The following is a 24,259-nucleotide window of genomic DNA, read 5'->3' as shown; positions in this document are numbered from 1 at the left end:
CCCTTGCGGGAAGGCCGTTTAGCTTCAATGGACACTGTGGTTCCCACTACTCGTTTGGTGGGAGGTACTTTGGCTTCTCCTGCAAACAATGTCCACACGGCTCAGAGACGACGCTTACGATTGACCGAGAACCTTCCTATTACCAGTGAAGAGTCAGGACCGGGCTATTACCGGTAAGTAAAATGTCTTTGGTCCTCATGTAGCGGGGTATCGCCACCTTAAAGAAGCGATTGAATGGATTACTACTACGTCTATCAGGCCAGAGGCTAAACTGTGACGCCAACGCAGTACTGAGCACATCACCTACCCCAAATGCAGGGAAGCATCAATGCTAGGCCTCTGCCGCAATAACTGTGTTACGTCCGGCTTCTTTTGCCTTGTACAGAGCCTCGTCCGCCCGTTGAAGCAAATGGCTAAATGTTTCGTCTGCCTGCAAGTGCGCGACGCCAATACTTACTGTGTACGACACGCTTTCGCTGGAATTTTCAGTGATGGGTACGTGCGTGTCCAATATCGCCTTCAATCGCTCAGCGACTGTATAAGCTGCTTCCAGACTTGTATCGGGAAGAAGAACAGCAAATTCTTCACCACCAAGCCGGCCGAAATAGTCAATATTTCGTATGACTGTTTCGGCACGCAGCGTAAGGTCGACCAACACTTGGTCTCCGACTGCATGACCATACTCGTCATTGATGCGTTTAAAGTGGTCAACATCAAGCACCAATAGTGACAGTGCGTTTCCTGACCGGTGGATACGTTCTATTTCCTTCGCTGCAAAGGTGAAGAATGCACGTCTGGACCAAGCACCTGTCAAAAAATCACTGTTTGCTGCATTTTCAGCTTCTGACATCATTCGGTCATGAACCATCATGGTTGCGCCGAGCGTCAAGACAGGAAGTACGATAACGCCTATGGTAAGGAAGAGAACATTCCAAAGCGTTGATTGTTGTGCAGAGATAAGGACATCGATTCCCAACACATAAACGAGACCGCGAAAAGCATGGCCCACTCCAAATAGGGCAGCAGTGAGCTTGGTGAAAAGATATGAATACCGGCTTCTCGTTGAATTCTGTGGCGAGGGAATTGTCTTTGCAATTGCAAAGCACACTGCGCTATGAAAGATTGAGACAATGACGATTCGTACCGTGACTGAGTCCCAAAGGTAATTGAAGGTGGCCATGCTTGATGCAACTATAGCCAGCCCTATCACAAGGGGCCGCTTCGGCACACGTAAATGCAGAAATTTACAGAATCCTATTAACACGACAGATACTGCGGCTGCTAGAAGCGTGTTAGCCACAACAACTGGCAATACATCTGGTGCTATACCGCGCAATGCATAAAGAATCAGAGAAACAATCGCAAGGATATTTGCCGCTCGCCACTCACGCACGCCACTAATCTTGCTGCCGATGAGTGACTGAAGAACAAACAGCATTACGACGGAAGCCAATGCCGTAATCAATAACAAGTTTAGTGGGCTTAACATTTAGTAAATACTGTTGGAGTCGACAAATACTGCCGTGATTATGGCAGCGCACCCCGCCAGTTGGCATCGCAAATACTAATCACGCCTATAGCATCGCCACTCGAAGTGGGAGATTGATAACTTGATACAGGCTGAGCTTCACTGGCTAAGACACTCAGCCAGAAGGACGTAAGGTCTGCCCCACAGCTCGCTGAGCGCTTCCAACAGCTAGCACAAAGCATTTCTCCGGCCTTCAAGATGCCGGAAATGACATTGATTATCAAATGCTCAATTCAACTTGCGATTGAAACAGCAGCTTATCTCCTCGAGATTACGCATCTTCAATGCGTAAAAGAATACGAGCTCAGTATTGTGAACAACTCATCCGTATTTAGTGGCTTGCGCATGTGATGGTCAAATCCACTTTCGAGAGCTTGCCGTCGGTCCGCTTCCTGCCCGTAGCCCGTAACAGCAATCAGCTTTATTCCTGCAGATTGACTTTCACTTTTAAGTCTTCTGGCGACCTCATAACCTTGGATGTCGGGCAAATCAATATCGATAAGCGCTACATCAGGCTTATTGGACATCGCTTTATTAATTCCGTCCACACCATTTTCTGCGGTTATAACCGTATGACCAAGACTAGTCAGCAGTTCGTATAAGGTATCGCGCGCATCGACGTTATCTTCAACGACCAGGAAAACCAAGTGCTGTAACGAGTGCGCTGGCAAAGTCCCCGATATTGAGCGCGGAGTTTTTCTTGAAATAGGAAACGTCAAGGTGAAAATGCTGCCTTGGTCAGTGCCGGGACTTGCAGCGTTGATAGTGCCACCATGTTGCAGCGCTAGAGCTTGCACTACGGCCAAGCCTATGCCAAGCCCGCCTTTGGCTCGATTAGTCACTGGTCCCTGGACGAATACGTCGAAAATATTGGGCAGCAAGGTTGGAGAGATGCCGACACCTGTATCGGCAACTTTCAAGACGGCTTGTCCACCTTCTATGGACACAGAGACTTCAATCGTGCCGCCTTCTGGCGTATATTTGAACGCATTATCTAGCAGGTTTCCAACCATTTGGTTGAGCCGGGTGGCGTCAGCATCAACAAACGCAGGCTCAGTGGTTAGGGTGACTGTGTAATCTCTGGTCTTACCGTGGGCTTCATATGTGTCCAGACATTCTCTGACCGCTTGCGACAAGTCTAGGCATTGCTTAATTAGCGTAATTTTGCCACCCAAGATTCTTTGGGTATCGAGCAAATCGTCAACAATCGTACCCAAGTGCTGCGTTTGACGCTCAATGATGTCCTGAGCACGCTGCTTTGTGACTTCGGGTACATTTTTTAGTTTGAGCAGTGAGATACCGGATGTGAGGGCAGCTAGTGGGTTGCGCAATTCATGGCCGAGCATCGCCAAGAATTCGTCTTTTGCTTTGTTTTGCGCTTCTGCCAGAGACTGAGCCTGCTGCATTTCAGCAAAGTGGCGAGCACGTGCTTCGTTGGCTTCTTGGAGAAGCTTACCCGCTTCGTAATGTGTTTGGTGCAGCTCGTCGACCTCAGCAACCTCTGAATGCAGTCTTGATGGCATCTCTCCTCTGCCCAGCTGCATCGCCGACTCGCGTGCCTGACGCATTGAGCCTACCAATCGCCGGCCAATAATGAACGAGGCCAGAGCGCCCGCAAAAATGGCTAGCAGGAGCCCCACCGCTCCCATCAATACTGCTCGCCTTGCAGCACCTTCAATTTCAGCAACTGGCACGCCAAGGCCGGCGGACCAACCGGATAACGGTGATTTTGCTATCACCACATAAACCTCGATGCCTTCGCGGCTCAATGCCTTGAATACATCCTGCCTGCCTGCCCGGATAGCGTTGGCAACAACTGGGTCTGGCGGGGTGCCGACAGCTTCATCATGTCGTTGATTACGAACCACAGTCAGCGCATTCCGGTCGAATACGCCAATCAACCAGCCATTAGGCACACCTACATGCGGGATAGTCTTTTGTAAACTGTTAGCGTACATCCACTCCGTAACGACGAAACGCCGACCATCAGCAATCTTCACCGGCACCTCTGCCGCGATGACATATTGTCCGGTTCTGCTCCCTTGAATCAGATTGGAAATCTGCCACGTGTCTTTTGCGAGAACTTCCTTGATACGCTGTGTGGTGGCTGGCCGCGGTGGCCGCAGTTCGGCAGTGTATGGTTCATACGTATTAAATAGCTGGAGCCCAGTCTCATCCAGCAAACTCGTGTAAGTCTGGCGCTGCTTATTGGCTAGCTTGGCCTGCTCATAGAACTGAACAAAATCTCCATCATTCAGATGCTTGGAGATTGTAAGTGTCTGAGAAATGGCGAGTGACGACGCGATTTCTTGGTCAATCTCAGAGATGGTGGCACGGGCCAGTTCACGCATGCTGCGCAACGCCGATTCTCGTTCTTGCCCGAGAAGCAGAAAAAGAATCAGGGCCGCGACTAAGACAAGCGGAACAAGAATAGCTGCCACCATCAATGCAAGATGCGTTTTAACTTTCATTGGTGGCAGGACAACCCGGGGTCAAATAATAGGACGCCCATTCTAAAACATTTTAGACGCCGTAAACTTGCATAGCACGAATAGGCTACTTTACAAAGGGCGCAACCGAAGTATTCCTTTCAGGCTATACGGCCCTACGGCCCGCATCCCTGCAGAAAACCCATTATGGAAATCTAGCTTCTCGTAGATGTAGCCTTCACTCGCTTTGCAACTATCTCCTTGGCACAGTCCAATTACAAAAGTGGCGCCTACAGTTGCAATGACGCATTTGTAGCCACTGTGAGTACGGTAGAGAGCGATGCCGTGGCATTAAATTTGATATTGGACGATACGCACTTCGTCTCTACTAGAAAAAGATGCAATAGTGTCCGTGACAAAAGCAAGTCCGCTTTGCTTACGGGATGACGCTGCTTGCTTTTTGCAAAGTATGGGTCGAGACGATATTAGCCCGGAATTAGCGCGCAAACGCTTTCGGCAACTCACTCCAACGGGTCGTATAACAAGGCGTCTGGTTCTCCGCTTTTGCCGCCTACCGTTTTCTCGTTCCCGCCGCTGCCACAGAAAACCTGTCTCTGTCGCATCTCCTCTTCAAGCAGTCAAGCGTCGCCCTGATTGCGTCCGAATACTTCCACTGTTCTACTAGCGGGTCGGACAACGATGCCTGTATTCTGCAAGCTTGTGCAGGGTCTTACAGCATCACTCCCGTCCTCTTGTAAAAGTACCGTTGCCGTTAGATAGCCGTGAGTCCAAACACGGCAGCCTGGACCAGTTCTAGGATGTTATTCGCTGGATTCGGCACTGAAACGGTTGATATTTCGCAACCCGCCCCTCAAAGAGCGAGTTATGTTTGTCTTCAATAAAACTAAAAAGGAGATAACCCATGGCGCCACAACTGGACTTTTTCTTTTACATTGGCAGTACTTATACTTATCTTAGCGTCATGCGTATAGACGAACTGGCTGCCCGCATGGGAGTATCGGTCAACTGGCGGCCATTCAATATCCGTGCTGTCTTGACTGACCACCCGTTCCAAGGCAAGCCAGCGAAGACAAAGTACATGTGGCGCGACATCGAGCGTCGCGCTGCACGCCATGGTATCGCTTGGAACGGAATTCCCGAGTATCCAATAGAGCCTGCGAACTTGGCAAACCGTCTAGCGACTGTCGCTTTTCAGGACGGCTGGGGACGTGAGTTCGTCCAACAGATTTACCGCTCCTGGTTTCTCAAAAATCAAAACTTCGGCAAGACCGAGGTAGTATCCGCCGTGTTAACCGACATGGGAAAAGACCCTGCGTCGATGATTGCGCGCGCCGAATCAAAAGAAATTCGGAATAGGTATATCGAAGAGACTGAGATTGCGCGTAGTCTTGGCCTTGTAGGTGCGCCCAGCTTTGTTTCGGGTACGGAGGTTTTTTGGGGCGACGACCACCTTGAAGAAGCATTTGAATGGGCTCTTACGAGCTCATCTCGTTCTAGCGCAGGGCCGTAATAGCAGCGGTTACTCTAGTACTTCAGCTCTGCATGGTGGCTGAAAGCAGACTTCGCCACTCGACAGCGTTCAGACGAGTTGTCCGAGGTCCGCTTTGATATCGTCCGGCTTCAGTGGCTTGACAATGTACTTCGAGACGCCGAGAAGACTACTTCGATGGATGTCCTCGTCGCTTGCAGAAGCACTGAGGATAAATATCGGTATGCTGGAAAATTTCGGGTCAGTGCGAACCTGCTTCAGCACCTCAAAGCCGTCCAGGTGCGGCAACTTCAGGTCAAGCAGAATAAGGGATGGGTTCCCTGTTTTGCGTTCGGTGTACCTTCCCTCACAAGCTAGGTACTCCATCGCTTCCACACCATCTCGCACGATATCGACTTCCGCACCGAATCCACAGCTTTTCAAAAGCTTGAGCGTGAGATAAGCGGCGACTTCGTCGTCCTCGATAAGCAGTAGTTGAGCAGCCATTCCATAATTATATCTTTTGCATAGATTTCACTATTGGCCTCCTTTAGATAACCCTAGTCTTGCTTGCTTTTTGTCAAAGTTGCTATGGAATTTGTGGCAGAGCGAATCGACGCAACTAGGAAGTCATCGCGCAAACGCTTTTGGCAATTCGCTCCATCGAGTCGTATAACAAGGTGTCTTGTTCTCAGCTTTCGCCACCCACCGTTTTCTGGTCCCCGCCGCTGCGACGCATAACGTATCTCGACCGAAACGCCGGTTGAGACCATCCAGCGCAGCCATTAGCCCGTCTGAATGCTTCGCCTGCTCTTCGAGCGGGTCGAACAGCGATGCCTGTGTCTGTCCAGCCGGAGCCAAGTCAAGGAGCATCACGCCGGTCTTCTTGTACAGATAGCCGCGTCGGTAGATAGCCCTGAGCCCAAACAGTGCAGCTTGGACCAAGTCCAAGGTGTTGTTCGAAGGATTTGGCAGTGGAATGACAATTCCATTGCTGTACTGCGCATCATCGGTCCGAAATTGGTTTGTCATCACAAAGACCTGCAGGGCGCCACAAACACTACCTTGCTCTCGCAACTTTTCCGCGGCGCGTGTGACGTAGGAGGACAATGCCTCACTGAGCTCCTCTAAACTTGCAACCATTTCGCCGAAAGATTTGCTGGAAACGATTTGCTTTTTCGGTGGCGCGATGTCTTCAAGCTCAAGACATGGAAGCCCTTGCAGCTCGCTGACGGTGCGCTCCATCACGACGGAAAAATGTGCGCGAATGACCTTCGGAGACATTAGACGCAAATCCTGTACGGTGTGAATACCCGCACTTTTCAGCTTTTCAGCGATGCGGCGACCAACGCCCCAGACTTCGCCTACATCTACTTTGGCGAGCAACTCGTCTAGTTGAGCCGGCGGGTAAGCGTCAAGGTCAAATACCCCTTCGAACTTCGGATTCTTTTTAGCGATGTGGTTCGCAAGCTTCGCCAAGGTCTTGGTCGGCCCAATCCCAACGCACACAGGTATTCCGGTCCACTGGCGAACTTTCCCGCGAATCGTCTGGCCCATGGCGGTATAGCTGGACCATAGACGGCGCATCCGCTCAATCCGCAGAAAGCTCTCATCAATGGAATAGACCTCGACGTCAGGCGTGAACTCCCGGAGCACTTGCATGACCCGCTGCGACATGTCTCCGTACAAAGTGTAGTTGGATGACAGGCCGACGATGCCATGGTGCTTCACTAGGTCCTTCAACTTGAACCAGGGCTCACCCATCTTGATGCCGAGCGCCTTGGCTTCATTCGAGCGGGCAATCGCGCAACCGTCGTTGTTCGACAAGACGACTAGCGGTCGATTTTCAAGCTTCGGATTGAAGACGCGCTCGCACGAGCAATAGAAGTTGTTGCAGTCAACAAGCGCATACAGCGGCCCATCGTGCCCTAGCGCTGACATGGCCGCATGTTCCGTACAACGCCAACGACAACACCGAAGACGTGCAACTCTTCCGCTTCCTTGATGCGTATCGGTCGATACATCGGATTCTCAGCACGCAGCTCAACAATTCCATCCTTTGCGAACAAGCGCTTTACGGTATGTTCGCCATTCAGAATGGCGACAATGATGTCGCCATGACGAGCCTCTACGGAGCGGTCAACGACAATCTTGTCGCCATCCAGAATCCCGACATTGCGCATCGAGTCTCCGCATACGTCAAACATGAAGGTTGAAGCGCGATGCTTGACGAGGTAGTCGTTCAGGTCGAGACCTGATTCAACATAGTCAGCCGCCGGCGAGGGAAAGCCCGCCGGGCACTTCACCAGGAATCGCTGGATGTCCTTAGGCTTACCTGGATTTGCAGGCCAGACAATGGGGACGAGCGTGGACAACTCATTCAGGTCGACGAGAGATGACATTGATGCTCAGAAATACTGTATATATAAACAGTATATTTTTGGAAAGCGAAATCGGCAAGGTATGGCCAATGATTTTCCTTGGTTGTCGCATGTAAAACACTCTTTTGAAGCTTGCAACCTGCCTTGTAACTCGAAGTTCTAGTTTTTATAACATCTAGTGGTAACCTAATCTCGCGCTCATCCAATCACTAGCCGCTTTTTGCCATGAATCCCAGGGTGACAGAATTAGAAAATTTGAACGTTGCGGTAAAAAAAGTACTGCGGACCTTCAGACATATGCGAGGCATTCCAGACGGGCCGGCGCCGGAGGACCTCGTATCAAAAGCAAGAGAGCTCGGGCTGTCAGTTAGGGAAAGTCCGTCTCTACAAGAACTATTGGAACAGACGCACACGGTGATTCAAGCAGAAATCTTGGGGGAGTTTCAGCGCAGGTCTACAACAAATACGTCATTGCCAAACCAAAATCGCAACCGCAAACGGTGAAAGCGTTTTCAAGAAAACGACTTGTCATGACGCAGATGTACCTTTCTTTGAGCAGCCTCAACTCGACTCGCCGAGTTAATCCCATGCTGTAGTGTCCATACGACAGATGTAACAATTTGTTAGTGAGGCCGCCATGGGCAAAGTTTCTATCTCGGATGCGCCCCAGCACCGCTCTGTTTCTGAGCACCGCAATTATCGTGAACACGAGCCAAGTCTCGAAGACCGGATTCAGAAATTGAACCGGATTTGTCGTGAGCTCAAAGAACGGCAAAGAAGCCTTCAAGCTGGTGTTTCATCCCAAGAAATCTTAGAGATTTTGAGCGAGGAACAGCGGCGTTTGAAAGCCGCCTTGTCTGAAGACTAACCTTATACAGTACAGGTAGCGGTAGCACATTGGGGACGATGCACTTCGCTCTTCAGCTCGAAAAGAGAGAAGTTGAAAGGTTTGCGGTTTGGGTCGCAGAAAATCTCCACCCAAGTAATTCCTGCTTTCACAGACGCCAAGTTGAGAGAATACGGAATGGCTCCTGAAAAGCTGTCATAAGAGTATTTTTATTTATCGCCTGTAGTAACCTCATTAGGTCGAAGAATAGATGTCTTCGACCACCAAGCAGACGAGCCCTCATCGATTTGGCAAACCTCGGAATCAGGTGGCCCGTAACTTGCAAGACACTAGGTGTCTCCTCCCCCTCCAAACGGGGATTTAGCCCATGTACGCTCCCTGTCGGTTGCAGTACATGGGCTTTTTTACGGTTCGGCCAGACAGCTGGAAAGTAAAAAGCCCATACTTGAAACAAGTCTGGGCTTTTCTCTGTCTCCTCCACCTCTCTCTGGAAATGGATTTTTTCCGACTACGGATTGAAAATGTGCCCTAAGCTCTTTTTCTGCTCTATTAGGGAAAACACGTATCAAGCCACCGTGTCTTTCCTAGTATCAGCTTGCGAGGCTAGCGTCGTCATGCCTTTTTCGGATTGGAATCTTATCGGGCTAAGATAAGCGGTATCCATATTCTCCGGAGTCGACCGGAGCGGCGCCTGCAGAACTTTTCCACCAAGGAGCGATGTTCCTGTTCTCCACTTTTTCTGTGGTCAAGCCTGTGGAAAACTAGCGGGAGCTACTACAAGTCTTTGAATAACATCAGGTATTTTCAATTGTGCAAAATTGAGGCACATGGATAAGGTAGTTTCAGAGTGCGACCTGTAATACGTGACGAACAATTGCGTTCTGGTTCGTTTGTAAGTATCAGGAACGCACCGTGACCTACTGATGCGCTGGGCACCTCGAATTCATCATCAAACATTCGCCGTTCACTTCTCTACGGATTCTGTGCTCAAAACTGTGGATAACGTTACTTTTTTGCAGCAAGACTTTGAATGTAAAAGCTTTTCTAGCCTGCCTATAATTAAGGCAAAATGCGAGTTTGCTGACTCCAAACGTATTTCTTGACGTTTAGATACTCATGCCAGAACAGTGCGTATTTGACATCCTTTTTTCTGGCGACAGCGAAGTGTGCGGTCACGGGCGAGTATTTGATTGGGAAAGCACACCTTTTGGGCACCCAAACAGATGGCCACAATCACTTATTTCTGCAGCTGAAATCGTTCTACATAACCAATTTGCAATGTGTCTGGCATGGGGCCCAGAGCATCGAATCGTCTATAACGACGCCTACGCATCTATCCTCTCGGATAAGCATCCAAATGCCTTCATGGAGCCTATGCAGAAAGTATGGGGCGAAGTATGGAACAGAATTGCGCCCATCATCGATACGGTGATGGCAGGAAAGCCTGTGTACTTCGAAGACTTCGCTGTTGAAGTAAAACGGCACGAAGAAATCCGGACCGGATGGTTCACTTTCTCGTATTCGCCCGTTCGTGATAAGAAACTTCAGGTCGCTGGCTTCCTATGCGTCGTGCGAGAGACGACTCGAAGAGTCAAGGCGGAAACTCGACAGGCGTTTCGGCTGAAGGTAGCTGAAGAGCTACGCTCTCTCGCCGACCCCAGAGAAATAGCAGCAACTGCGTCCCGCCTCCTGGGTACAGAACTCGGAGCCTCCCGCGTTCTGTACATGGATATCGATGCGAAGAATTCTTCGTTCACAGCGCATAATGACTGGACGAACGGAACCGTAGCAAGCTTGGCGAACATAACAGGAACTCTATCCGACTTCGGAGCAGAGCTACTGAATGAGCTAAATGCAGGTCGCTCCTGCACTATCGCCGACGTGTCACAAGACTCAAGGACTAAGAAGAATTCTGCTGATTATGCGAGACACGACATTAGCTCGGTCATCAACGTTCCTGTTGTAAAAGCGGGTCGATTGATTGCTGTATTGGGTGTGCACCGCTCGGACTCTCATAAGTGGACTGACGGCGACGTTGAACTTGCAGAAATCATTTCCGAGTATGTCTGGCCTGCCGTTGAGCGCTCAAGAGCAGAGAAGGCACTTCAAGCACAAGCACAGGCAGAAGCAAATCGGCTTAAAGAACTCTTCGCCGCGGCGCCTAACCCTATTGTCGTGCTCCGCGGACGCGAGTTGGTGATTGAACTTGCAAATCAGGCCTTCCATGAATGGGTAGGACGGTCTAGCCTGGTCGGACGAGCACTTTGGGAAGTGCTGCCAGAAACGCAGGGACAGGGATTCGAACACCTTTTTGATGTTGTCTTTGAAACTGGAAAGCCATTCGTCGGCCGGGGGCTAAAGCTCCAGCTCCAACGACAATCTGGACAAGGTTCACTGACAGAGTTGTATCACGATGTGCTGTACCAACCGCTGTTCGACATCAACGGGTCGGTTACCGGAATTTTTATCATCGCCAACGAAGTCACTGACGCCTATCAAGCTAACGCCGCACTTCGGGAAAGCCAAGAGCGATTACGGGAAGGCATGGAAGCAGCAAGAATGGTCGTATGGGATTGGGACCTCGATACCGGGAAGATTCGACTTTCAGAAAATGTTTCAGACGTACTTGGCGGAGATTGGGACTGGCAGGAGACAATATTCAAAGCGGTGCATCCAGACGATGCACAAAAACTGCGCCAGATTCGCTTGGCAGCAACACCCGAGAATCCTCGCTATGGCATGGAATTCCGAATGATACGTCCTCAGGATGGCGAGTTGATTTGGGTTGAGAACCGTAGCCACGTTATATTCGACTCTGACGGCAACCAGCGTGCGGTGAAGGGAGTCACCATTGACATCACCCAGCGCAAACGCAGCGAAGAGGAATTAAGAGAAGCCAATCGGCAAAAGGACGAGTTTCTAGCTATGCTGGGCCACGAACTACGCAATCCCCTTGCGCCAATTCGGGCAGCAGCCGAGCTAATGGGGTTCGTTCGTCTTGATGAGAAGAAGGTGCGAGATACGAGCGAAGTCATTTCACGCCAGGTTGACCATATGACCGCGCTGATTGATGACTTGCTGGACGTTTCTCGGGTGACGCGTGGTCTAGTTACCCTTAACAAGACGATGGTCGACTTGAAGCATGTAGTTTCGAGCGCTCTTGAGCAAGTTGGTCCAGCCATTGAGCATCGCCTGCATCAGCTGACGATACACGTAACTCCTGAACCTGCCCGCGCCATCGGTGACGAGAAGCGACTCATACAAGTCCTGGCCAACATCCTTAACAACGCCGCAAAATATACCCCAGACCGTGGACTGATTGAATTACGGCTGGAGAAGGTAGACGTCGGTACGCGAATTGTCATACAAGACAATGGAATCGGCATCCCCGCTGATTTGCAACCACATGTTTTCGATTTATTTCGGCAGGCTTCAAGAACGCCAGACCGGTCGCAAGGAGGTTTGGGACTAGGGCTCGCCTTGGTCAAGTCATTGATGGAACTCCATGGAGGTAGCGTCAAGGTGCACAGTGCTGGGCAGAACATGGGAAGCACGTTTACCCTAGTTTTTCCGAAGCCGCAGGACGAAGTTGTCACATCTGTCCGCCAACCGCGTCAGACCGTAGAGCAAGCAACATCAAAGCCGCTACGAGTTTTAGTTGTGGACGACAATCACGATGCTGCTCGCATGTTGGTCATGTATCTCGATACGAAAGGCCATAGCGCCAGCTTCGTAACCACAGCAAGGGCTGCTTTGACTGAAGCAGCAACCGGAGAATTCGACGCCTTTCTTTTAGACATTGGACTTCCCGACATCGACGGATATGAGCTTGCCCACCGATTGCGAGCGCTTCCTGCGACTGCAAGTGCCATGCTCATTGCAGTGACTGGGTACGGTCAGGAATCCGATAGGCGAAAAGCCCTAGATGCAGGTTTCGACTACCATTTCGTCAAACCCGTCAATATTCGAGCGCTGCTTGAGGCATTTGCAACTTATCGGTCAGCGTTTCCGAAGCGGAACGATTAGCCACGTCCACAATTCGGAAACGGAGCGGGCCTTTGTTATCTAGCGGAATAGGCTTAAGGTGTTTGTCAATTCAGGTTAATCGTCGGCGTGATGATGGCGATGGTGCTTCCAGTGACCGCGGTGGCCATGATGGCGATACCGCCCCTCATCAACGTAGTAGACAGGTGCAGGTTGCACTTCAACAGGCCGTCGATAAACAGTGTTAATGCAGACACGTCCTGCTAACTCCTATCTGGTTTCTCCCGCTTCAAAGCTAGGTGAACTACCGGGCTTGGTCAGAAGCAATCGGTCAAAAGTAGGATGAAGCCAGATACCTACAAATTGTCTAGGAGAAAAATATCCACACCATAGAGACAAAGAGGATGGCCCAGTTGCTGTGCGGTTTCTGGCCTTCTATAACCATCTACTCCGACGCCTTGGTTGTGGATTCAGCAAGCATGCTAGGTAATACCAGTCTGACGGCAATCCAAATCAGGCATCCTACACATTAGGCTTTTTACCCGCTATTCTTCATTGAGAAACCGTGAGAAAAAAGGCTGTATTTCGCTAGCAGGTACAGGCTTAGAAATCAAATATCCTTGAGCCTCATCACAATTGAGTTCACTGAGGATTCGCATTTGGCGTTCGGTCTCTACCCCTTCAGCCACAACTAACATTCCTAATGCATGCGCCATCATAATCATGGCTGTAACAAGCACCTTACCTTCCTCATTCTCAATTTTGGCGGTAAAGGCCCTGTCAATCTTCAATACATCAAAATCAAGCTCTTGTAATTGAGAGAGCGAAGAATATCCTGTTCCAAAATCGTCTAAACAAAGCTTGATACCCACATCGCGTAACGATGTCAGGACGTTTGCATCATGTCCGGTCTCCTGCATCATCATCGATTCGGTTATCTCAATCTGAATCCATTTAGGTTCAATGCTGTACCGTGTGAGTGCTGATGTGAAAGCGTCTAGCATGTTCGATTCATTGAACTGCCTTGGCGACACATTGATAGATACAGGCACGATGGATTTCCCGGCGCGCGCCCATACCGAAAGCTGCTGGCACACTTTTTCGATAATGAGTATGCCAAGCGGGAGAATAAGCCCCGTACTTTCTGCCAAAGGTATAAATTCAATTGGACCGATAATCCCCTTTGTAGGGTGATTCCAGCGCACTAGTGCTTCCATGCTCGAAGCGGACCTATCCTTGATATTGACACGCGCTTGGTAGTACATCTCAAACTCATCGAACTCAATAGCACGACGCAATTCGATTTCCCGATTCAAGCGGATTTTAAGAGCTTCGTAGAAGTGATGCTGATAAAACCGGTAGTTGCCCTTTCCTTCCTTCTTTACGGCATACATTGCAATGTCAGCGTTCTTGAGCAGTGTTTCAGCATCGGTACCATCGCGTGGATAGATGCTGATGCCGATGGAGGCACTGATAGTATGGTTTTGGCTTGCCAGGTGAAAGCCTTCGTTGAAAACATTCAGAGCTCGTTCGGCGACGCGTTTCACATCCTCGTCTCGGCCGGCACCTTCAACGAGGATTACATACTCGTCTCCCCCGAGCCGTACGACATGGTCGTGAGGTCTGATGGTCCTTTTTAGCCGGCTGGCAATCATCTTGAGTAGTTCATCTCCGGCCGTATGTCCGAGTGCATCGTTAACTGCTTTGAATCCATCAATGTCGACAAAAAGCAGTGCAATCGTAGTATTAGATTCTTTTGCACGTGCAATTGCCGATGGCAAGTGGTTCTGTATCCAATGACGATTGGGGAGTCCTGTCAGGGCATCCTCGTTACCCCGCCTTTCGAGTTCATGAAGATGAGCCTTGCTCTCGCTTATATCGCGTATGGTCACCGCCAAGTCGTCGCCGGAGCGAACCGCTTTGTAGTTTATCCATTCTGCATCTAGCCGGTCGCGCTCGGACACTTTGACTTCGCTTTCGTGCACTCCTTTTTCGAGCGCTTCCTGCAGACGTGCAAATGCTGCTTCCTTCACTGCTCCCTGATAAAAATTAGAGATGGTTTTACCAATAAGGTCATGGCGTTTTAACCTGAATATCTCTGCACCGCGGTTATTACAGTCGACAACAAGGTAATCATAGATTCGGCCATCCTTGTCACGTAACGGTCTATTGATATAGAAACCATCTACGCCTTCTTCAGTCGCAGCACGATACGCGATGCGTGCTGATTCCAACTCGGATTTCCTGCGCAGGAGGACGTGTGCAAATCCCATTGCCATCAAGGTAAATACAGCTAACCCAAGCGAGTTCCAATAGGCGTTGGCTAACGCATTGCTCCGTTCGGACTCGAAATGAGCAAGCATTTCCGCTTCATCTAAGCCCACGATTGCGATGAGCTGCGTACCTTTGACCTTCCGCCATGCCACAAAACGATTTCGCTCGTCGGCGAACCATCTTTTTCATTCAAGTTGGGTGACACCTCGTTCGCTCTCCGCATCTGGGTAGAACGAAGTGACTGGGTCTGCTGATTGAATTGCAGTCACCTTGCTACCTATACGAACAACTCGTATTTGCTTGTCTACGCCCAAGACTCCTAAATAGCCATGCTCACCAAAAGTGGTCTCTGAATAGTTTGCAGTTAGGTACTCTGGACGGATACCTGCTACCACGACTCCCCTAAACTCGGCATTGCTAGGAAAGAGACGCCTAGAAAGCAATACGACTTCCTCGTTAGAGAAGCGGCCGCGCATAGGCTCACCTACTACGAGTAGGTCCTCATTTATATATTTATGGAACTGAAAATATGGTCTGTCAGATACAGTAAATGCAGGGGTTCTTGGATGCGAGCTTGTAAGCGTATTCCCGCCCTCATCAAATATAGCAACCACTACAACAGCATCACGAGGAAATATCCCCACTTCTTCGGCCCGTTCGAGCTTAGTTTTTCCCTCTGACAAATCCCAGTCATGCCGAACGTGAACCAGAATGCGGTCAAAGCCATCGATTGTTCTAGCTAAGCGTTCAGCATAGCTTTGGGCCAATCCTTCAGCGTGCGCATAGCTATCTTTTATAGCTTGTGCTTTCTTACTTTCTAAGCTCGTGAGGAGACTAGACCACGCGATAGTTGCTAGGGAAAGAGAAGCGACCGATAACATTAAGACAACAAGGAGGTGTCGCTGCTGTGATAGGAGAAGCGAAATGCCTTGCCGCAAGGAACGTATAACAGCCGTCATATTTGGTGCATCGTTATGGAACGCATTCAGACCCATCCGGTTTTCTGATTGCATTTCAGTGGATAATTTGGCATTTATTGTAGCTTGAGTTGGGAGCAAATCTGCTCAGTAGGAGGCGCCCGACGAATGCTGAAAAACAATGTTGACAGGTCTTACGTTTTATCGAAATAAGGGATTTGTCACATTGTCGGAGAAAGCACCGCACACCATGTTTCATAGTTTTGTAACGTTTCAACGAGGGCTGCCTTGAGCTTCAAACGCTGGTCCGCTGAGCTTCCACCATATACGAAGACTGCCATCTTGACAGCCGGCATACTCTGGCTGACCGTAGTCATGGCTCTCGGTATAGCCTTGATGCGCGAGCGTAGTCAATCACTTCAGCAGGCTCGAGATGAGACTATGGTGCTTACAACGGTGCTGGAAGAGAACATGGCTCGCACATTTGGCAGCGTTGACATTGCGTTGCTGGGCGTTGCCACGTATCTCGGAACCCGTACACCGCCTCGGCACGACTCACAGATTCGTGGATTGATGCAGGGGTACTTGCAACACCTCCCTGCAGTCAGAGCGTTATTTGTTATTGGACCGGATGGTTTCATTCAACACGATACTGACTATCCAAAAACACCAGATGTCTCCTTGGCGGACCGTGACTATTTTCAGCAATACATACAACAGCCAGACCTAAATCAAGGCCTCTCCTCAGCCATACAAAGCCGCTCCGGCACTGGGTGGTTCCTTGCGTCAACTCGGAGAATTGTCTCGCGTGACGGTGAATTCAGGGGAATTGTGGTTGCTGCAGTTCAGCTCGACTCTTTGTCTCGCCTTTACCATAAGTTGGACCTAAGCCCTGGGCAGGTGATGTCCCTGTTTCATAAAGATGGCCGACTCATTGCCCGTCATCCAGCGGACGATGCGAGTATCGGGAATAGCTCCAAGCAGTTGCCACTATTTTCTCAGCATATTCCCCGTGACCGCACCGGTGTTTATATGTCAGACGGACCGCCCATCAACTCTCCACGCATTGTGAGTTATCGACTACTCGAGAGCCAACCGCTCGTGGTTGTATTGAGTACTCAAAAATCGGTCGTGCTAGAGACATGGCAACGTACAGCGAATGGGGCACTAGGAGCTGTAGTCGTGTTTTCACTACTCATGGCGGCCGGCATACTAGTTTTTATTCAAAGACAGCAACAGAAACAACGCGCAGTCCTTTTGGAAGCTGCGCAAGCCGAGGCCTCGACATTAGCCAAGGCCAACGCCAAGTTCCGTACATTCTTCGAGCAGGGAAGCTTCTTGTCATGCGTTCTGTCGCTGGATGGCACTGTACTTGAGGCGAATAATGCCAGTGTGACGGGCTGCGGGTACACGCGAGAGCAAGTTATCGGAAAAAAATTCTGGAACAGTATCTGGTGGTCTGACATGCCTCTTCACACCGTCAATGTCCAGAATGGATTTGCACGGGTACTCAGTGGAACAGTTTTCACCTGTGAATCTGCTTACTCTCTCGCCAACGGCAAGCATAGGTTGGCCGAACTCGTACTCTCTCCAATCTTGGATACAGACGGAAAAGTCCTTGCTATCGCTGCGGTTAGTGTGGACATTACGGAACGTAAGCAGATAGAAGAACAGCTCCGCACATTAGCCGTTGAGCTTACAGATGCCGACCGTCTCAAGGGCGAATTCCTTGCTACGCTTTCACATGAACTACGCAATTTCCTCGCTCCCATGCAGTACGGTTTATACATCATCAAGAACGCCGCTCCCGATTCCGATTCGGCCATTCGTGCTCAAAGGGTTGTGCAAAATCAGCTTGACCATGTGGAGCGACTTGTCGAAGACCTCTTGGATGTGGCACGCGTCAACAGCGGAAAAGTCCGATTAGTATGCGAATCGGTGGACCTAAGAAAGGTACTGACGAACGTTACCGAATCGGGACAAATTTTTATGGAGTCAGCTGGACACAACTTCATCATGGAGCTTCCAGACGAGCCCCTTATCGTGGATGTCGACACAAGTCGCATGCATCAGATTTTCACCAACCTATTGAGCAACGCTGCGAAATATACACCCTCTGGAGGGCACATTACTCTGAAGGCTTGGAAGAACGAGGGTGAAGTTATTGTGGAAATTGCTGATGATGGAATGGGAATTCCGATTGAAGCACAAGCGAGGGTCTTCAATATGTTCGAGCAAATCAGCAAGCATACGTCCAAAGCACAGGGAGGACTCGGAATCGGTTTAGCGCTCGTACAAAGGCTGGTGACGCTGCATAATGGGCGTGTTGAGGCCTTTAGTGAAGGCCCAAACTTGGGAAGTACCTTTACAGTTCACCTTCCTTTGTCGAGAGGCCAAAGCGATATTGCCACATCTCCGCAGCTTTCAAGCAGTCGAAATGATTCGCAGCCTCCTCTACGAACTCCGCAAGTACCTTAATGCTGCCTTCTGCCACTTTAGAAGTGTGACCGAGAGGCACCCGCCATCCAAGAATAGAGCGAGTCTTCTTTGTTGACTTTGTGCGATTAATTTCGTCGATATGGGTTAATCTTCATCGTGATGATGGCGATGGTGCTTCCAATGACCTCCGCGGCCCTGATAGCGATACCGTCCTTCGTCGACATAGTAGACAGGTGACTCGACAACCATAGGCTCTGGCATGATGTAGACCGGTGCAGGCTGCACTTGAACAGGCTGGCGGTACACTTCGGGGCGCTGCTCATAAACTGGCACTCGCACCTGTTCAACAACGGTGCGACACCGCTCAATGTTCTGGTACTGCACCGACCTTGAGGACATCCGGTCTCCGACGACGGCGCCTGTCATAGCCCCAACGGCAGTCGCAATAGTGTTCCCACTGCCACCACCGACCTGGTTTCCAAGAATGCCTCCGGCAATTCCACCAATAAGCGCGCCACCGTAGTCATTACCTCCAGCCTGAATAGGCACCTGCTCCTGCCAGCATTCCTGACGCGGGCGTTCGACCGTCCAGTATTCCGTAGCACCGGCAGCAAATGGAAGCGTAAGCAGTGCTACAGCTCCGATTATTCCTCTACACATATTCATATCGTCAATTCCGTACTTCTGTAGGCGTCGGTCCACTCCTACACATAAGGCCGGCAACCAAGGGCGCTGCTACGAGAATGTTCAGTAGCGTTTGGCAATCTCATTGCCGACATAACCGCCGCCCACAGCCCCAGCTATCGTGGCCAACGTTTTACCGTTGCCGCCTCCAACCTTGCTGCCGAGTACACCGCCTACAACCGCACCGACGCCAATACCGATAGGACTAACTTGCGAAGCTTGCTGCTGAGGCTGCGCAGGGGCATATACCGGAGCCGGTGCGTTTTGCGCGACTTGCACCGGCTTGGCGTGCGTCACGTAACGGTGATGAACAATGGTTTTCTCAACAACTTTAGGGGTCGGCTGGGCTACGGCTGCAGGCTCAGCAAGTTGAGGTACTGTTGCGGCGGCGGGAACTGCGACTGGCGCGGCGACTACCTGCTCCGTGGCGCCCGGGGCGGCTGAACTATGCGAAGACGGCAGGATGCCAGTGATGGCGGCTGCGCCGAGTAGGCTCACAAGCATTACAGAGCCAGCAGCGCCGGCGACAAGTGGGTGGATACGCTGAGTCGTCGAAGTATTTGCCATTTCAGATTTCATCCGCAGATGTCGTTGTTGGTACACCCGCAATAACGATGCAGCATGGCCGTCGGTAGTAAATCGACTGTTTCGAGCGTAAGCGGTTGTAACTATGTCCAGCAGCGTGCCGGAACGGTATTCCTCTTACCGACACATGTATAGCACTTCACGACACCGCAGAAAAAGAAAACCCGCAGGGCTTGCGCGCTGCGGGAAACTCGTCTTTGCGCCCTTGGGGAACAATTTCAGCGTACTCCGGTACGCCCAAATCTGATTGAGGTAAAACAAAGAACGCGGTTAACTACCCGACGTGGATTACAACGCGGCCTGAGTAACTTTCCGAGTTCATCTAGTAGTATCGACGACGTTGTGTTCTCATCAATTTCGGTCGGCGCCCAATACGAAGGGTTGGCACCTCAGTGCACAGGAACGCATGAGCTTCATTACTCTCGCGATAAGTGGCAACTGTTTGGCGGGTTGTCACTTCCACGATAGGGAAAGCAGCCGGCTCGCCATCTCTGGTGTACACAACCGTACGACGTCAGAGCGCGAAGCCCAACGGAAATCGTCCATTTCGGCTGTTGGCAAGCCCGTGACTTTGTGCGAAAAATAGCTCGTACAGGCGAGGTGAGATAGGCTCAGCAAGCTTTCCGGAGCGCGTACCAGAAACAAGTGCAAGCGCTTGTCCGTAAGGTAATCAAAGTCACCAACCTCCTGAAATAGCTCGTCATCGAACACAAGGCCGGTCTCTTCGTACAGTTCTCTCTTCGCTGCATCAAAAGGCGACTCGTCGTACTCCTGAACGCCCTTGGGAATATCCCAGTAACGCGTGCCCGTAACGTGAGCTAGGAGAATCTTTCCATCCCTGTTGCCGACGATAGTGCCACACGATGTGGCCAAATCAAGTTCTGCTTCGTTTGATGTCATTACGATAATTTTTCCTTTCATCATTCACTCAATATTGAGCGGTATATATGGGGCCAGTTCCATGCAATGAAAGGCAGAATGAGACGGCGTGCCCAGCTCTTTCCGAAGCAGCAAACAAAGCTTATTCGGCCGGCGTAAGCATTGAATAGTCGTCAACCTAGATTTTGCTCAAGTCGTTAAAGGGACCAAGGCATGTGCCTTCTTCCGGAGCGAGACAATTATGAAAAACTTATTCTGCGCAGCCGCAATATCACTGCTTTTGGCAAGTGCCGCCTTTGCTCAAAGTACCGCAACCACTCCCGCAGCCAAGCCTACAGCTCCTGCAGCATCCGCATCCGGGTCCGCGAGCTGCGAAGCCCAAGCAGTTGGCAAGAACGGTAAGCCACTCACTGGGGCGGCCAAGACATCGTTCATGAAGAAGTGCGAAGGGGGTGATGCAAGCTCCGCGTCAACTACTTGCGAAAGCAAAGCAGTCGGGAAAAATGGCAAGCCACTGGCAGGTGCGGCGAAGGACGCGTTTATGAAGAAGTGTGTTGCTGACGCCGGTAAGTAAAAAGGGAAACTGGTGCGTGAAGTGGCCGGCTAGTGTCGGCCACCCGCATTGAAGCAGGCGTCGCAATCACTGTATTGGTATCGACTTGAGGCGTCCGGATGGGCCTGTCTTCCTTGGCGAATGCTGATGGAATGACGTTGGCCAAGGTTTCCTACAACCTCTCTGTTCTCAGTTGCGTGTGCCGTACCTCTTCCTGAGCGGCTAAGGCATGAGTCATAAAAACAGATTCGGGGTCACCGGCCTGTAACGTTCCACAGTGAGGGCATGTAATCTGGCCCGGGTCTATCTGCGTAAGGGAAGTCTTCGCAAACTCATTAACGCGGAATGGACGTCCGCACGTCAAAGTATTGCAAACCTCAATTTTGGTGCCCATAGCCCAGTCACATACAATTAATAGATAGGCAAATTATAGGGTGGGGCTGCTCGGCCTTCCCTGCAGCAAGAGCACTTTTTTACAACAAACCTGCATAACGAAGTTGACCTTGTCTTGTACCCCCGCTGCTCGGTCTATGAAGTTATGTATGAGCTATTCATCGCCGAAGGTATCGAAGGGAGACAAGGTGTAAGTGAGTTCGGCTAAGGCGATGCTAGCTGCCCTGGTCAACAAATTGGCAAATTGAGTTTCAGCGGACGTTGGGATTTTCCGAACCCAGCTCGGTGCGAAAGGAAGCTATTCTCCGTAAGCCACTTCTTATTAAAGTAACTATAGGGGTTGAAGTGGTTCGCCACGAACGGTATAGCACCGCTCGCTTAAATCTTACCAAAGTGTCATTGTGTCAACTTATCGACTGTGGAATTGACAGAACTCATTTGAACGGTCGGACTCGAAGCATTGACTTAAATAACTTCATTTTCCTCTTGACCTTCCTCCCATGGGAAGGTCTACACTACCGCTAATAATTGATACTGAACAATAAATACCGCGCCTAGCCCGTAAACATGAATCGCGTCCTCAAGACATTCTTGCTTTGGCTGTTGATAGCCGCTCTGCCTATTCAAGGCATGGCTGCTGTCATCAAAGCGTCTTGCGGTCCGCGTCATCACGATATTCCGTCAGCCATGATGAGCGTGGTTGAACACCACCATGATTCCGCTGCCTCGCCCCATCAGCACGACTTGGCCGACATGAACGCTTCAGCCGATATTGAGAATGCGGCTACGACGGCGGATGACTCGCAGAATTCGAAGCATGTCCACAAAACGTCATATTGCAGCGCCTGTGCTGCATGTTGCGTTGGTGCTGTTGCACCGCCCTCATTTCAATCTATGACCGCTCTCCTTACCAAGGGGGAAACAGTAGTTGTTCCTCAGTTGGTCTCCTTCACTGGCTTCATTCCGGCCAGCCTAGAACGTCCTCCCAAACATTTTTCCGCTTAATCGTCGCCGAGAGCTGACGACAGGCTTCATTCGCTTGTTTTGTCACGCCCTCGCATAGGTTTGCGTGCGCTCGCACGTTAGTTCTACCGATTTTGAGGAAAAAATGTCATCCAAGCAATGGCTTGCGCTCGTCGCATGGGTCTTCGTACCCGCTGCTGCGTTCGCACAAGAAAAACAAACGCAATACGCCCCCACTGACGCTGCGGCCCCTATAACTGCCATCGGTTATGAATCCGCCTTCAAGGGCTATCGGTCACCCAGTGATGAAGGCAATACGCCAGATAAGGTCTGGCGTTCCGCCAACGAAGAAATGGGCAAGCTCGGTGGTCATGCTGGCCAGATGAAAGAGAGTCCCAGCCAACCTGCCGGTGCCTCAAATGCTGTCCCTTCAACTCCCGTCCAAGGTGGCGCGGTAGACCACAGCAAGCATCACTAAGGGGATAGCAATGACTAAAAAACAATTCATTCCCCGTCGGTCCGCATTGGCAGTTGGCCTACTCACGCTGTTCCTTACTGGTTGTGCAACCTTTTCTGCCGATGGCGGACTGGATAGCGTCTCCAGCATGACCAATAAGCGTACCGGTCAAACTGTGAAGCTATCCAAGACTGGCGCTGACTCCAACGCACCTTCTGATGCTGTAAAGACTCTGCTTGAAAAGCCACTGACACCTGACACCGCAGTTCAGATTGCGTTGCAAAACAACAAAGGACTCCAAGCGTCACTGGCCGAACTCGGCGTCGCCGAAGCTGACCTGGTTCAAGCTGGCCGCATCCGGAATCCCAGCTTTTCGTTCGGTCGCATGCGAGGCGGCGATGACGTTGAAATTGAACGCAGCGTCATGTTCGACCTGATTGGGATTGTCACGATGCCCGTTCGTAGTCGCATCGAAGGCAGACGCTTCGAACAGGCCAAGCTGCAAGCGGCATCTCAAGCGGTTCAGCTCGCAGCTGATACCCGTCAGGCCTACTTCAATGCGGTCGCTGCCCAACAGACCGTGAAGTACATGGAGCAAGTCCGAGAAGCTGCCGATGCGGGCGCCGAGCTCTCGCAGCGTCTGGCAAAAGTTGGCAATGTCAGCAAACTCGACCAGGCACGTGAGCAGGTCTTCTATGCCGACGCTACAGCCCAAGTTGCTCGGGCACGCCACAATGCGGTCGCAGCACGCGAACAGCTCACACGACTGATGGGCCTATGGGGTGCCAACACCGCATTCAAGCTGCCTGACCGGCTGCCAGACTTGCCCAAGGCCCCGCGCGATATCGCCAACATCGAGCAGCTCGCCATGGGGCAGCGCCTCGACGTGCAGATGGCAAAGCGCGATGCCCACGCGACAGCCAGCGCATTGGGTCTGACCAAGGCAACCCGCTTCATCAACGTGCTGGACGCGGGTTACACGAACAAGAGTGAAACAGGCTCGCCGCGCGCAAACGGGTACGAGATTGAACTGGAACTCCCGATATTTGACTGGAGTGGTGCTCGTACCACCCGTGCCGAAGCGATGTACATGCAATCCGTGCACCGGACGGCTGACCTTGCAATACGCGCACGCTCGCAGGTACGGGAAGCGTACTCCGCATACCGCACCACCTATGACCTGGCAAAGCACTACCAGAACGAAGTTGTCCCGTTGCGGAAGAAGATTTCGGACGAGGTACTCCTCCGCTACAACGGCATGCTGGCTAGCGTCTTCGAACTGCTGACGGATGCTCGCGACCAGGTAAGCAGCGTGAACGCTGCCATTGAGGCGCAACGCGATTTCTGGATAGCCGAAACCGCCCTGCAAGCGGCCATCAATGGCACCGGCGGAAACAGCGTAGAAATTCGTAGTGCCGCTCCTAGTGAGGCCGGCGGTGCAGAACATTGAACAAGGA

18 protein-coding genes and 1 pseudogene are annotated in these 24,259 nt (G+C 51.0%); 7 read left to right on the top strand and 12 right to left on the bottom strand.

The features are described from left to right. Positions 1-331 precede the first annotated feature (331 nt). The 3 genes and pseudogenes from FH061_RS26205 to FH061_RS31910 all read right to left on the bottom strand — a co-directional run. Positions 332-1,471: a GGDEF domain-containing protein gene (locus FH061_RS26205; RefSeq protein WP_192805267.1), complete on the bottom strand. Its 1,140-nt coding sequence runs from the start codon at positions 1,469-1,471 to the stop codon at positions 332-334. Positions 1,472-1,809: 338 nt separating this feature from the next. Continuing rightward, the gene (locus FH061_RS26200; protein WP_151638775.1) at positions 1,810-3,999 is read right to left on the bottom strand and encodes a hybrid sensor histidine kinase/response regulator; all 2,190 of its coding nucleotides are present in this window, start codon (positions 3,997-3,999) and stop codon (positions 1,810-1,812) included. Positions 4,000-4,453: 454 nt separating this feature from the next. After that, positions 4,454-4,522: pseudogene (locus tag FH061_RS31910) on the bottom strand (DUF4113 domain-containing protein); the annotation flags it as partial. 357 nt (positions 4,523-4,879) lie between these two features. Between FH061_RS31910 and FH061_RS26190 the strand changes: the two are divergent. Further along, the gene (locus FH061_RS26190; protein WP_151638774.1) at positions 4,880-5,488 is read left to right on the top strand and encodes a 2-hydroxychromene-2-carboxylate isomerase; all 609 of its coding nucleotides are present in this window, start codon (positions 4,880-4,882) and stop codon (positions 5,486-5,488) included. A 69-nt stretch (positions 5,489-5,557) separates the two neighbouring features. On the opposite strand, the gene FH061_RS26185 is transcribed toward FH061_RS26190, so the two are convergent. From FH061_RS26185 to FH061_RS26175, 3 genes are all read right to left on the bottom strand, one after another. Next, complete coding sequence (locus FH061_RS26185; RefSeq protein ID WP_151638773.1) at positions 5,558-5,953, bottom strand: response regulator; 396 nt, start codon at positions 5,951-5,953, stop codon at positions 5,558-5,560. Between the two features lie 123 nt (positions 5,954-6,076). Next, entirely contained in the window at positions 6,077-7,387 is a 1,311-nt protein-coding gene (locus FH061_RS26180) for a Y-family DNA polymerase (RefSeq protein ID WP_151638772.1), read from the bottom strand. Then, positions 7,375-7,848, bottom strand: coding sequence for a LexA family protein (locus tag FH061_RS26175; RefSeq protein WP_151638771.1), 474 nt, complete (start codon positions 7,846-7,848; stop codon positions 7,375-7,377). The genes FH061_RS26180 and FH061_RS26175 overlap by 13 nt, the downstream gene beginning before the upstream one ends. A 616-nt stretch (positions 7,849-8,464) precedes the next feature. Between FH061_RS26175 and FH061_RS26170 the strand changes: the two genes are divergently transcribed. Next, on the top strand, positions 8,465-8,695 hold the full coding sequence (locus FH061_RS26170; RefSeq protein WP_151638770.1) for a hypothetical protein: 231 nt from the start codon (positions 8,465-8,467) through the stop codon (positions 8,693-8,695). A 1,095-nt stretch (positions 8,696-9,790) separates the two neighbouring features. Further along, positions 9,791-12,700 carry an ATP-binding protein gene (locus FH061_RS26165; protein ID WP_151638769.1) on the top strand — a complete coding sequence of 970 codons (2,910 nt, stop codon included), beginning with the start codon at positions 9,791-9,793 and terminating at the stop codon, positions 12,698-12,700. Between the two features lie 65 nt (positions 12,701-12,765). Here FH061_RS26165 and FH061_RS26160 read toward each other — a convergent pair whose 3' ends face one another. From FH061_RS26160 to FH061_RS26150, 3 genes are all read right to left on the bottom strand, one after another. Then, on the bottom strand, positions 12,766-12,915 hold the full coding sequence (locus FH061_RS26160; RefSeq protein WP_192805266.1) for a hypothetical protein: 150 nt from the start codon (positions 12,913-12,915) through the stop codon (positions 12,766-12,768). 288 nt (positions 12,916-13,203) lie between these two features. Further along, positions 13,204-15,084, bottom strand: a complete 1,881-nt coding sequence (locus tag FH061_RS26155; protein WP_151638768.1) for a putative bifunctional diguanylate cyclase/phosphodiesterase — start codon at positions 15,082-15,084, stop codon at positions 13,204-13,206. A 33-nt stretch (positions 15,085-15,117) separates the two neighbouring features. Next, positions 15,118-15,927, bottom strand: coding sequence for a PDC sensor domain-containing protein (locus FH061_RS26150; RefSeq protein ID WP_151638767.1), 810 nt, complete (start codon positions 15,925-15,927; stop codon positions 15,118-15,120). A gap of 210 nt (positions 15,928-16,137) precedes the next feature. On the opposite strand from FH061_RS26150, the gene FH061_RS26145 reads away from it, so the two are divergent. Next, positions 16,138-18,327: an ATP-binding protein gene (locus FH061_RS26145; protein ID WP_151638766.1), complete on the top strand. Its 2,190-nt coding sequence runs from the start codon at positions 16,138-16,140 to the stop codon at positions 18,325-18,327. A gap of 105 nt (positions 18,328-18,432) precedes the next feature. Here the strand turns inward: FH061_RS26145 and FH061_RS26140 are convergent, their stop codons facing one another. From FH061_RS26140 to FH061_RS26130, 3 genes are all read right to left on the bottom strand, one after another. Next, complete coding sequence (locus tag FH061_RS26140) at positions 18,433-18,954, bottom strand: glycine zipper 2TM domain-containing protein (RefSeq protein ID WP_151638765.1); 522 nt, start codon at positions 18,952-18,954, stop codon at positions 18,433-18,435. Between the two features lie 81 nt (positions 18,955-19,035). Continuing rightward, positions 19,036-19,551, bottom strand: a complete 516-nt coding sequence (locus FH061_RS31545; protein ID WP_264158759.1) for a glycine zipper 2TM domain-containing protein — start codon at positions 19,549-19,551, stop codon at positions 19,036-19,038. A gap of 459 nt (positions 19,552-20,010) precedes the next feature. After that, positions 20,011-20,481: an NUDIX hydrolase gene (locus FH061_RS26130; protein WP_151638764.1), complete on the bottom strand. Its 471-nt coding sequence runs from the start codon at positions 20,479-20,481 to the stop codon at positions 20,011-20,013. Between the two features lie 1,468 nt (positions 20,482-21,949). On the opposite strand from FH061_RS26130, the gene FH061_RS26120 reads away from it, so the two are divergent. The 3 genes from FH061_RS26120 (at position 21,950) to FH061_RS26110 (ending at position 24,252) form a co-directional block, all read left to right on the top strand. Further along, the gene (locus FH061_RS26120; RefSeq protein ID WP_151638762.1) at positions 21,950-22,387 is read left to right on the top strand and encodes a hypothetical protein; all 438 of its coding nucleotides are present in this window, start codon (positions 21,950-21,952) and stop codon (positions 22,385-22,387) included. 103 nt (positions 22,388-22,490) lie between these two features. After that, entirely contained in the window at positions 22,491-22,823 is a 333-nt protein-coding gene (locus FH061_RS26115) for a hypothetical protein (protein WP_151638761.1), read from the top strand. Positions 22,824-22,833: 10 nt separating this feature from the next. After that, complete coding sequence (locus FH061_RS26110) at positions 22,834-24,252, top strand: TolC family protein (protein WP_225984899.1); 1,419 nt, start codon at positions 22,834-22,836, stop codon at positions 24,250-24,252. Positions 24,253-24,259: the final 7 nt, after the last annotated feature.

The organism is Noviherbaspirillum aerium, assembly GCF_008929045.1.
GTDB lineage: Bacteria > Pseudomonadota > Gammaproteobacteria > Burkholderiales > Burkholderiaceae_D > Noviherbaspirillum > Noviherbaspirillum aerium.
The sequence above is the reverse complement of the archived record's forward strand: the minus strand, read 5'-3'. Positions and strand labels throughout refer to the sequence as shown.

Excerpts from the sequence above, each read along its gene's own strand:
- FH061_RS26130 (WP_151638764.1), bottom strand. The coding sequence starts at position 20,481 with ATGATGAAAGGAAAAATTATCGTAATGACATCAAACGAAGCAGAACTT.
- FH061_RS26175 (WP_151638771.1), bottom strand. The coding sequence starts at position 7,848 with ATGTCATCTCTCGTCGACCTGAATGAGTTGTCCACGCTCGTCCCCATT.
- FH061_RS26110 (WP_225984899.1), top strand. The coding sequence starts at position 22,834 with ATGACTAAAAAACAATTCATTCCCCGTCGGTCCGCATTGGCAGTTGGC.
- FH061_RS26190 (WP_151638774.1), top strand. The coding sequence starts at position 4,880 with ATGGCGCCACAACTGGACTTTTTCTTTTACATTGGCAGTACTTATACT.
- FH061_RS26140 (WP_151638765.1), bottom strand. The coding sequence starts at position 18,954 with ATGAATATGTGTAGAGGAATAATCGGAGCTGTAGCACTGCTTACGCTT.
- FH061_RS26170 (WP_151638770.1), top strand. The coding sequence starts at position 8,465 with ATGGGCAAAGTTTCTATCTCGGATGCGCCCCAGCACCGCTCTGTTTCT.
- FH061_RS26165 (WP_151638769.1), top strand. The coding sequence starts at position 9,791 with ATGCCAGAACAGTGCGTATTTGACATCCTTTTTTCTGGCGACAGCGAA.
- FH061_RS31545 (WP_264158759.1), bottom strand. The coding sequence starts at position 19,551 with ATGAAATCTGAAATGGCAAATACTTCGACGACTCAGCGTATCCACCCA.
- FH061_RS26150 (WP_151638767.1), bottom strand. The coding sequence starts at position 15,927 with ATGGGTCTGAATGCGTTCCATAACGATGCACCAAATATGACGGCTGTT.
- FH061_RS26115 (WP_151638761.1), top strand. The coding sequence starts at position 22,491 with ATGTCATCCAAGCAATGGCTTGCGCTCGTCGCATGGGTCTTCGTACCC.
- FH061_RS26180 (WP_151638772.1), bottom strand. The coding sequence starts at position 7,387 with ATGTCAGCGCTAGGGCACGATGGGCCGCTGTATGCGCTTGTTGACTGC.
- FH061_RS26120 (WP_151638762.1), top strand. The coding sequence starts at position 21,950 with ATGAATCGCGTCCTCAAGACATTCTTGCTTTGGCTGTTGATAGCCGCT.
- FH061_RS26185 (WP_151638773.1), bottom strand. The coding sequence starts at position 5,953 with ATGGCTGCTCAACTACTGCTTATCGAGGACGACGAAGTCGCCGCTTAT.
- FH061_RS26200 (WP_151638775.1), bottom strand. The coding sequence starts at position 3,999 with ATGAAAGTTAAAACGCATCTTGCATTGATGGTGGCAGCTATTCTTGTT.